The organism is Pedobacter sp. UBA5917 (assembly GCF_002432345.1).
In the GTDB taxonomy this organism is placed as follows: domain Bacteria; phylum Bacteroidota; class Bacteroidia; order Sphingobacteriales; family Sphingobacteriaceae; genus Pedobacter.
This window is the reverse complement of sequence record NZ_DJDT01000037.1, coordinates 18,109-28,525: the sequence shown is the minus strand read 5'-3', so window position 1 is coordinate 28,525 and position 10,417 is coordinate 18,109. Positions and strand designations below refer to the sequence as shown.

The window sequence follows — 10,417 nt, the reverse complement described above, 5'->3', positions numbered from 1 at the left end:
CCTGCAGAGCGGTTCTTTCCTGCGTTTGCAGAATGTTGTGCTGGGTTATACGCTGCCAAGGGCTGTTCTGGATAAGTTGAATATCAAAAACCTGCGCTTTTACTTGTCGGCACAAAACCTGCTCACCTTTACAAAATATACAGGATTTGATCCTGAAGTGGGCCAACAGTACAGTGGTGCCGGCGGTACACGCGATATCGGTATCGACAGTGGAAATTACCCACAGAGCAGAACAATTTCTGCAGGCCTTAACCTATCATTTTAATGGAAATTCAATTTTGAATAAAGAAATATGAAATATTACTATTTAATCCTGAGTGCTGTATTGATGTTCGGCCTCGGCGGATGTAAAAAGTTTCTTGATGAAACACCTACTGCCCACCTCTCAACCGGTAACTTTTATAAAACTGGCGATGATGCAGTACGTGCGGTGAACGATGCGTACCGGATGCTGAAAGACCAGGCCTATGGTGGTTATTCGCCAACTTCGTTCGGCGATATTATGGCCGATGATGCAAACAAAGGGGGCGGAGGCGCTTCCGATCAGGGATTGATCCAGGATTTGAAACTATTTACTGCCCGATCGGATAACGGTTATGTATTTAACGCCTGGAGGGATAACTACAAAGGCGTTTATCTGGCAAACCTGGTTTTACAGAAAGTGCCTGCAATTGAAATGGATGCAGCTTTGAAAAGCAGGGTACTTGCAGAAGCTTACTTTTTGCGTGCTTATTATTACCTGCACCTGGTGAGGCTTTTTGGCCGCATCCCGATGGTAACAGTACCGATTGAAGATGGTAATTATAACATCAAACAATCAGAAGAAAAAGATATTCTTGCGCTGATCGAAAAAGATGCCGGCCAGGCCATTAAAGATTTGCCCGAGAACAGCAAACAGGCTGCGGCTGATAAGGGCAGGGCTACCAAGGGCGCTGCACAGGCTTTATTACTCGAAACTTATATGTGGCAGAAAAAATGGTCGGAAGCACAGCTTTTAGGAGATCAGATTATGGCCTCGGGAGAGTATCGTTTGGCCGATGATGTGACGAAAATATGGACACTGGCAGGCGAATTTGGACCGGAATCTATTTTTGAAGTGAACAACGCCACCATTCCGGGCAGGAATGTAGGTAATCTCCTTAATTTATTCAATGCACCCCGCAATACCTGGGGATATGGCTTTACTGTGCCTTCTAAATCATTGGTAGAAGAATTTGAAAGGGGAGATCCGAGGTTTGGCGCTACGGTTATTGTGAATAATCAGGTAATGCCTGATGGTACTACCGCCAATACCAGCGGAAGTGAAACCGGTTACTGGAACAGGAAATACTGGCTGGCACTTGATGAAATCCCGACTAAAAATGGCGGTGGCGCAGGGGATGGGCCAACCAACGACAGGGTTTTCGGTTTGGCGCAGGTAATGTTATGGACCGCAGAGGCTTCTTTTCACAATGGCGCTATTCCGCATGCAACAGATCTTGTGAACCAGATCAGAACAAGGGCACGGAAAAGTGGTGGCAATACCGATTTAACTGTACTTCCAGGTTATGGTACGGTTACGCTGGATAATATTTACCACGAAATGCGGGTAGAAACCGCACTGGGCGAACACCGCAGGTTTTACGAATTGGTTAGAACCGGAAGAGCTGCGGCTGTATTACCTAATTTTAAAGCCGGAAAAAATGAACATGTGCCGATCCCTTTAACCGAAATCCAGTTAAGTGGGGGTGTTTTGGTGCAGAACCCGGGGTATTGATGCTAGCCGTCACCCTGAATTTATTTCAGGGTCTATTTAGCAGAAAAGATGCTGTTTCCGAAGATTCGGGACAGCATGACGGTCGCATTGGCCGGTGAGCTTACATTAGTAATATTCAGAAATAACACTGGGGAATGAATTTAATGATGTCTTTCGGATGGGGCAAATGGGATAATCACCTGTTTGCCCTAATCCAACAAAAAAATATTGATCAACACAAATTTTAACACATAAATCAAACAACATGAATTTTTACAGAAACAGGTTATCTTTATTGATCTACGGCCTCGGATTTTTTTTGATTACCGTAACCATGGGTTTTAAAACCGTAAATGGTGGCAAGCCCGCAAAAGAAGGCCGCCCCGAAGAACGTTTTGGCTGGAAACTCGGAACGCAGGCTTTTACCTTTAACCGTTTTACTTTTTTCGAGGCAGTGGCCAAAACCGCCAGCTGCAAACTCGATTATATCGAAGCCTATCCCGGTCAGGAAATCGGTGGCGGTATTGAAGGGAAAATGGATTACAATATGGAACCGGCCAAAAGGAAGCAGATTCTTCAATTATTAAAACAAAACCATGTAAAAATGGCTGCATTTGGGGTAATCGGTGCCGATAGTGAAGCCGAATGGATCAAGATTTTCGAATTTGGTAAAGCAATGGGATTAGAAACCATCACCGCCGAACCCAACGAAAAAGACATGCAGCTCATTTCCGATCTCTGCGATAAATACAAAATCAACGTGGCCATCCATAACCATGCAAAACCTTCGAGGTATTGGAACCCGGATATCCTGCAGAATGCCGTAAAAGGAAAAAGCAAACGTTTGGGCATGTGTGCCGACCTTGGGCATTGGGTACATTCGGGCCTCGATCCGTTGGAGTGTATCAAAAAAGCAGAAGGCCGTGTGCTCCACCTGCACCTGAAAGACCTTAACGGAACAGATGAAAATGCGCACGATGTACATTGGGGTACCGGTGCTACAAACATTGATGCCGTGATAAAAGAACTAAAAAGACAGAAATTTAAAGGTATTATTTCTGCAGAATATGAGTATAATTGGGACAATAACACGGATGATGTTGCAAAAAGTGTAGCTTACTTCCGTCAATCCGTTCAAAAACCTTAATCCATAACAAAGCATGTTTTTATTGAATTTTCAAAGATTTTTCCGTTTAGTTTTCGCGCTTACATTGATCTCCGTTGCTGCCCGTGCCCAAACTGAACATGGTCCGGAAATGAACAGGTTTACCAAAATTGTGCTGGCCCAAAAGCTCGAGGAACCGATGCAGTTCCAGGTATTAAAAGATGGCAGGGTATTGTACGCCGAGCGCAAAGGAAAAATAAAGGTTTATAATCCTAAAACAAAGAATCTCGATATTATTGCCGAAATACCGGTAAGCACCGAATACGTGGATAAAAATGGGAAAAGGGAAGAAGGAGAAGATGGGCTTCAGGGCGTTATCCTCGATCCGAATTTCGACAAAAACCGTTGGGTTTATACCTATTATTCGGTTAAAGGAGCAGAAGCGGTTAACAGTCTGGTACGTTATACTTGGGCCGGTGCCAAACTGGATATGGCCTCGGCAAAAGTAGTTTTAAAGGTACCTGTACAAAGGGAAGAATGCTGCCATGTTGGTGGCGGGATGTTGTTCGATAAAGACAATAACCTGTTGTTGAGTACTGGCGACAATACTTTTTCAAGATCATCCGACGGTTTTACACCCATTGATGAACGCGCAGGTGAAAGTGCACGCGATGCACAGAAATCATCGTCGAACACCAACGATTTAAGGGGTAAAATCCTGCGGATCCACCCCGAAGCAGATGGTACCTATACCATTCCTGAAGGTAACCTTTTTCCAAAGGGGACGGCTAAAACCCGACCTGAGATTTACACCATGGGTAACCGTAACCCCTGGCGCATGAGTTTGGACAGTAAAACCAACTGGTTGTACTGGGGTGAAGTTGGTCCTGATGGATCTAATGCGTCAGAATCGCGTGGACCGGCATCTTACGATGAATTTAACAGGGCAAAAAAAGCCGGTAATTTTGGCTGGCCCTATTTTATCGGTAACAACCTGCCTTACCGCTATTACGATTTTGCAACAAAAAAATCGGGCGATCTTTACGATCCGCTCCGCCCGGTAAACAATTCGCCAAATAATACAGGTTTAACCGTTCTGCCGCCAACCGAAACCTCTTTGGTATGGTATCCTTATGGTGCAAGCGAATATTTTCCTTTAATGGGCAGCGGCGGACGAAGTGCCGTAGGTGGTCCGATATTCCATCAGAACGATTTTAAAGGTGCAAGCAATGTTTTTCCGGTTTATTACGAAGGAAAATGGTTTATTACCGATTGGGTACGCGGATGGATCCTCACCATCACCATGGATGAAGAAGGGAACTATAAATCAATGGAGCGTTTTATGCCGGAAGTGAGCCTCAGAGGTCCCATTGATATGAAATTCGGTCCCGATGGTAGTTTATATATCCTCGAATACGGTAATGGTTATTTTAAAGATAATCCCGAAGCTGAGCTGATCAAGATCGAATACAATGGCGGAAACCGCAAACCTGTTGTTCAGGTGGCTGCCGATAAAGTATCAGGTGCTTTACCATTAAAAGTTAAATTGTCATCAGCCGGAACCATGGATTATGATGGCGATGTTTTAAAATATGAATGGCGCATTACGAAAGATAAAGTGCTTAAATCGGTATATAAAATCGCAAATCCAGAATTACAGCTTACTGCTGCGGGTGTTTATAAGGCAACTTTAACCGTTACCGATCCGTCAGGGGCAAAAAACAGTAAATCGGTCGAAATTTCTGCCGGTAATGCAGCGCCTGTGGTTAAGTTCGATTTTGTAAAAGGCAACTCCAGTTTTTATTTTCCGGGCAATACCATTACTTATGCGGTAAATGTGAGTGATAAGGAAGATGGAAGTTTAAAGGATAAACGGATTACGCCTTCGCAGGTTGCGGTATCCATTAATTACCTCTCAGAGGGTTACGATATGACCACTATTGCACAGCATCAGCAACGTTTTGATGCTGCTGCACAGTTTGAAGTAGGCAGGGCACTGATGAAAAAAAGTACCTGTAGTGCCTGTCACGATCTTACCGCAAAATCTTTAGGCCCTGCATTTACCCAGGTTGCCCTAAAATATAAAGGTGATAAGGGTGCACAGGAACGCCTGGTGAAAAAAGTGATCAGCGGTGGTTCCGGGGTTTGGGGCGATGCCATGATGCCTGCTCATGCTACTTTGCCACCAAGTGAAGTGAATGCAATTGTAAAATATATTCTAAGCCTGGGCGACAAACAGGCTGCTCCGGATAACCTGCCGGTTAAAGGTACTTATACTACAAATGTTCCGGCCAATGCAACCAATAAAGGCAGTTTTATATTCAGGGCGGCTTATCGTGATAAAGGTGCAGGCAAACTGGCTTCGCAATTATCCGAAAGCATTGTGGTTTTGCGTAATCCTTATCTGCCTGTTAACGAAAGTAACGGCAATAAAGGTTTTAGCTTTAATAACGACAGGTCGGCTGCTATCTCTTCGGATAAAGGTGCTTATTTGCTTTTCCGTAAGATCGATCTTAAGGATATCAGAACAATTGAAGTTGTTGGCGATAAAACTGCTCCCGATCAGGTTGAAGTACACCTAGGCTCACCTAATGGAAAATTAGTAGGGAAAACAACCCGTAAACAGGATAACAAAGGTATTATCGATATCGATAATGTAAACGGGGTAACTGATGTTTATCTTGTTTTTTTACAAACGGGTATAAATGTTAAGGGAATCAATGTAACTGCACATTAGCGTAAAATACCATTTAGTTCTAAATATTAAACCCTGAAAGGTGGCGGAAGTAATTTCGCCACCTTTTTTATTTATATACTTTGCTTCTATATCTAATGCGGTCGTCATGCTGAACTTGTTTTATTAGTCATTTCTACTGTTTTTCAATGGTCTAATAGCTATTTCGTGGTCAGCATCTTTCATGCTAGATAGACCCTGAAATAAATTCAGGGTGACGACTAATTAAAAAATAAACATCAACAAGTGATCCTTTGTTAGCATGTTTTTATTCAAAATTTAAGTATCTTACTTTAATCTTTTCATCTGCCCAAAAAAAACATGACAGGAACCCTTTCACAGCTTATCACTCTGGTTGCCTATGGAAATCAGTATATTGCCAATCCTGGTACATCTATCAACTTTCCGGCAAACCATTCTGCTTTTCAATACTGTAAAAATGTTTTCTTTTCTGTTGAAGATCAAAATCATCCATCTTCAGAAAACCATCCGATTATAGTTGCCGAAAGCCCTGTTGAATGGTTCGGTTATCTGGCTAAAACGGGCTGTAAAACTTTAAAGCTTTATTACGAAAGTTCGGATGGCAGCACTGGTATAAAAGACCATAAACTCGCCGGAATGATTGGTGGAGGCGGAGCCTGGCTTATCGAAGCCATTTATCCTGAAAATTCCGACTTCTGGTACGGCGCATGGGAAGTAACCAGGGATGATGCTACCAATAGCAACGTTTGGACGGTAAACTATAAACGTATCCAGCATCATATTCCAAGCCGCAACCTTCAGCTGGATATTGAAACCCAAAAAAATATACTCTCTGATGTATTAGCTAAAATAGAAGCTTTTGCCGATGAAGTGAATGCCGAAAATTTTGCCGGAATATTTCAGCAGGCCAATGCATGGCTAACGGAAAACTATCCTGAAAGAGATTATTATCATACCGATCTGTTACCAGATGATACTTATAGCATTCCTGAAAGACAACTGTTTTTTGCTGCTTCTGGCGCATGGGTATTTGGCGGAATGGGCTCCTGGAACGATATGGGTTTTGTAGTAGAACAGCAACAGGTATACGAAAACCTATCATCAGCACTTTATACTGCAATTAATAATGCCATCATCGCCGCAATAAATTCATGATCAGTTAGCGGCTATTAACATAATCACTTACGGTAATGGAAAAAACGCTAATTTCGGGCAATCATTTACATCTTATTCAATGCAGGAAGTGTTTTCAAGAGCGGGGGAATATTTGCTCCGACTAAAGCAGATTAACGGAGATATTTTAAACAGTCCTGCCCAATTTGCAGAGTATACCATTCTCTTTATTGCCGAAGGTAGCGGCGTGTACCATGCCGATTTCGGCACCTTTAATTATACCGCTCCTGTTATTTTATTTTCGACACCACTGCAGGTGATCTACCTCGAACAGCATCAGCCTGCACCAATCACCATGCTGCAGTTTCATGGCGATTTTTATTGCATCGAATATCACCGCGCCGAAGTTGCCTGTAATGGTTTGCTGTTTAATAATATTTACATTCAGCCCTGTGTTACTTTGGCGGGTAATGAGGTACGTGTATTTCGCAATCTGTTAAACGATATTAACGAAGAATTTAAAAATAATCATCCTTCCGAAATTGTGCTCAGGGCTTACCTGCAGCTTTTTCTGGCCAAATCAAGCAGCATCAAGATCAAACTTATCGATCATCCCAACACACCCAAAGAGAAAGATGAACAGATGGAACGTTTCAGGATACTTTTGGATCAGCATTTTCTTACCTTGCACAAGCCCAACGATTATGCCGATTTACTGGCCATGACTCCAAATAATTTCTCTAAACGCTGCAGCCGTTATTTTAAAAAATCACCTAGCCAACTGATACAGGAAAGATTGGTACTCGAAGCTAAAAAACAGTTGCATTTAACCCGGCAGAGCATAAAAGAGATTGCCTACAACTTAAAATTTGAAGACGAATATTATTTCAGCCGTTTTTTTAAAAAGATAACCAAAGTTTCACCACAAACCTTCCGTAATAAAACCGGCATTTCCATCGTGTCAGATTTGTCCAGTCAATAACCATTTTAGTCCATTTTGCGAGGGCCGTGCATGATGTAGTTTTGAATCATCAAATCAATCATCATGAAAATAGCAATCATTAATTACATCGCTAACCTCGATCAACTGGGAAAAAAAGTAATCCGATGGGGCGTGGTAATCGTTTTCCTTTGGATCGGCGCACTGAAATTTTTCGCCTACGAAGCCGATGGTATTGTGCCATTTGTGGCCAACAGTCCATTTATGTCGTTTTTTTATAATCAGCCGAACGGTTATAAACAGCACATCAATAAAGAAGGCGAACTCATTGCCGCTAACCACCAATGGCATACCCAAAACAATACTTATGGGTTTTCTTATGGATTGGGCGTATTGCTGATTACACTTGCGGTATTGGTTGCCCTTTATAAAGTAGCGCCGTTGCCCAGTCTTGTTGCCAGTTTCCTGATCGGGATTTTAACACTCGGCACACTATCCTTCCTCATCACCACGCCCGAAAGCTGGGTGCCGCATTTGGGAGATGAGCAGTGGGGATTTCCATACCTGTCTGCCCGTGGCCGTTTGGTCATCAAAGACCTCGTTATTCTTGGTGCGGCCATCATCACCATGAGCGAAACCGCAAGGTTATACCTGGATCAAAAAAAATAAATAAATCAATTATAGACTCAACATCATGAAAACAATAGAAGTTCCTGTTAGAGAGCAGGTAAGCGAGGCATCGCAGTTAATATTCGATCAATTACAGAAACGTATGGGCAAGGTGCCCAACCTGTATGCAACCATTGGTTATTCCGGCAGCGCATTAAAAGGTTTTATGGATTTCGACGGTGCTTTAAGCCATGGCGTTTTTACCGGAAAAGAACGCGAAGCGATAGCGCTTATCGTATCAGAGATAAACGCTTGTGCCTACTGTTTGGCCGGACACACCCTGGCAGCAATGAAAAACGGTTTCAGTAAAGAAGATACACTGAATATCCGCAGGGGAAAAACCGCTGATGGGAAATTGAACGCGGTAATTGCCTTGGCCAAATCGGTAACCGTTAACAAAGGCCATGCAGATGCACAGGCATTAGCAGATTTTTATGCAGCAGGTTTTACCGAAGCAGCCATAATGGAACTGATCGGTTTGGTTACCGTAAGGATATTTACCAATTACGTTTTCGCATTGACTGAAATTCCTGTTGATTTTCCTGTCGCAGAAAAACTATAAAATTACCATCATGACAAACACAGATCATACCATAACCGACGAAGAGAAAGCAACCATTGCCAATTCGTTTGTTGCGGCATTAAGAAATAACGATTGGGAGAATATGCTCAATATTTTAGTGCCAGATGCCACATGGACATTGCCCGGTACGAGTTTGCTCTCGGGGCCTGCCAATGGTGCAGATGCAATTGTTAAAAGGGTACAAAACCTCAAAAAGTTCGGTGTTAATTTCGATTTAAAATATATTTTAATCGGTTTAAATGGCTTTACACTTTCGCTCCACAATACCAGCCGGCGCGAAGAACTGATATTGGATGAACAGGTAGCCATTGTTTTTGAAATATCGGAAAGGAAAATCTCAAAAATGGCTACTTATCTTTCAGATGTAGAAGGGATCAACCGTTTTTTTGTTCCGGGGATTATTGATTAAGTTAATTTAACGGTGCTATTGCTAAGCCTGCCTCAAAAAAGGTAGGCTTTTTTGCATCTGGTGCCAACCGTTTAAGATTTAAGTTACTTTTAAAGCACTGTTGGCAGCAGATTTTTTATTATTTTCACCACTTATGGAAAGCAAAGAAATCCGCACCTTTAACAACCTGCAGGATCAATACCGATCGATGGGCATGCCTGTTGACCTGATTGATGCCCATGCAGGTTTTACCATTTTTAACCTTAAAGATGTGGTTAATGCGGTACCTTTTTCTTCTCCTGTTAGCAGGCTTAATTTTTTTGTGTTTTCTTTTACCAAACAGGGTCAGGGCTGGTACAGTATTGATGAACAGACTTTTGAACTGGGTCCGGGAACTGTTTATTTTACCAATCCGGGGCATTTCAGGGCCTACCAATGGAATGCGATTGAGGAAGTTTACCTGATTACCCTCAGCGAAGAGTTTTTGCGCGAAAATGTACATCCCGATGTGTTTGATGAATTTCCGTTTCTGTTGGCCGAAACTTTTCCGGCGAGGGTAACCACGCCAGAGGTATTTGCCGAATTTGAACAATTATACAAAGCAATCCATAAAGAATACCTGGCCAGATCTCCGTTCAGGAAAAAGCTGATCGCCAATCTTTTTGTGGTACTGCTGCTCAAAATCAAAGAATATTGCTGGCTTGATTACAACCCAATTTACGAAGGTAACCGCGGCTCGAAGATTGTACGCGATTTTAAGCAGCAACTGGAACAGCATTACAGGGAAGTTAGGGCAGGGAAGGCCGAACGCCTGCTGGTGTTACAGGATTATGCCGATATGCAAAGCCTGCATTCCAACTACCTCAGTAATGTAATCAAAGCTAAAACCGGTAAACCCGTAGGCACCTGGATTGCAGAAAAAACAATTGCCGAAGCACGCAACCAGTTAAAAAATGCAAACCTGTCGGTAAAGGAAATCGCCTACCACCTGCATTTCGCCGAAGCAGCCCATTTTACCAATTATTTTAAAAAACATACCGGTTTATCGCCGGTTGAGTATAGGAAAAAACAGGTTTCTTCCTGATTTTCCATTTTTTTTCTCCTTTCTGTAGAATTTGCAATTGTTGCAGTAAATCTTGCAATTTTCGCCACGGGCATCTGGCCATCT

Annotated in this window: 10 protein-coding genes; all 10 read left to right on the top strand. The window is 42.7% G+C overall.

From position 1 onward, the window contains the following. Nucleotides 1–265 (top strand): TonB-dependent receptor (locus tag B2V92_RS02560; protein WP_293304566.1); only part of this gene is annotated, 265 nt, incomplete at its 5' end. Nucleotides 266–292: 27 nt separating this feature from the next. Continuing rightward, entirely contained in the window at nucleotides 293–1,756 is a 1,464-nt protein-coding gene (locus tag B2V92_RS02555) for a RagB/SusD family nutrient uptake outer membrane protein (RefSeq protein ID WP_293304564.1), read from the top strand. 244 nt (nucleotides 1,757–2,000) lie between these two features. Continuing rightward, nucleotides 2,001–2,882 (top strand): sugar phosphate isomerase/epimerase family protein, encoded by an 882-nt coding sequence (locus B2V92_RS02550; RefSeq protein WP_293304562.1) that lies wholly within the window; start codon nucleotides 2,001–2,003, stop codon nucleotides 2,880–2,882. A 22-nt stretch (nucleotides 2,883–2,904) separates the two neighbouring features. Then, nucleotides 2,905–5,577 carry a PQQ-dependent sugar dehydrogenase gene (locus tag B2V92_RS02545; protein ID WP_293304560.1) on the top strand — a complete coding sequence of 891 codons (2,673 nt, stop codon included), beginning with the start codon at nucleotides 2,905–2,907 and terminating at the stop codon, nucleotides 5,575–5,577. Between the two features lie 318 nt (nucleotides 5,578–5,895). Beyond that, nucleotides 5,896–6,711: a hypothetical protein gene (locus B2V92_RS02540; protein ID WP_293304558.1), complete on the top strand. Its 816-nt coding sequence runs from the start codon at nucleotides 5,896–5,898 to the stop codon at nucleotides 6,709–6,711. 79 nt (nucleotides 6,712–6,790) lie between these two features. Next, nucleotides 6,791–7,651, top strand: a complete 861-nt coding sequence (locus tag B2V92_RS02535) for a helix-turn-helix domain-containing protein (RefSeq protein ID WP_293304556.1) — start codon at nucleotides 6,791–6,793, stop codon at nucleotides 7,649–7,651. Nucleotides 7,652–7,714: 63 nt separating this feature from the next. Beyond that, nucleotides 7,715–8,278, top strand: coding sequence for a DUF417 family protein (locus B2V92_RS02530; protein WP_293304555.1), 564 nt, complete (start codon nucleotides 7,715–7,717; stop codon nucleotides 8,276–8,278). Between the two features lie 25 nt (nucleotides 8,279–8,303). Beyond that, entirely contained in the window at nucleotides 8,304–8,840 is a 537-nt protein-coding gene (locus B2V92_RS02525; protein ID WP_293304554.1) for a carboxymuconolactone decarboxylase family protein, read from the top strand. Nucleotides 8,841–8,850: 10 nt separating this feature from the next. Further along, complete coding sequence (locus tag B2V92_RS02520; RefSeq protein WP_293304552.1) at nucleotides 8,851–9,270, top strand: nuclear transport factor 2 family protein; 420 nt, start codon at nucleotides 8,851–8,853, stop codon at nucleotides 9,268–9,270. A 133-nt stretch (nucleotides 9,271–9,403) separates the two neighbouring features. Next, on the top strand, nucleotides 9,404–10,333 hold the full coding sequence (locus B2V92_RS02515) for a helix-turn-helix domain-containing protein (RefSeq protein WP_293304550.1): 930 nt from the start codon (nucleotides 9,404–9,406) through the stop codon (nucleotides 10,331–10,333). Nucleotides 10,334–10,417: the final 84 nt, after the last annotated feature.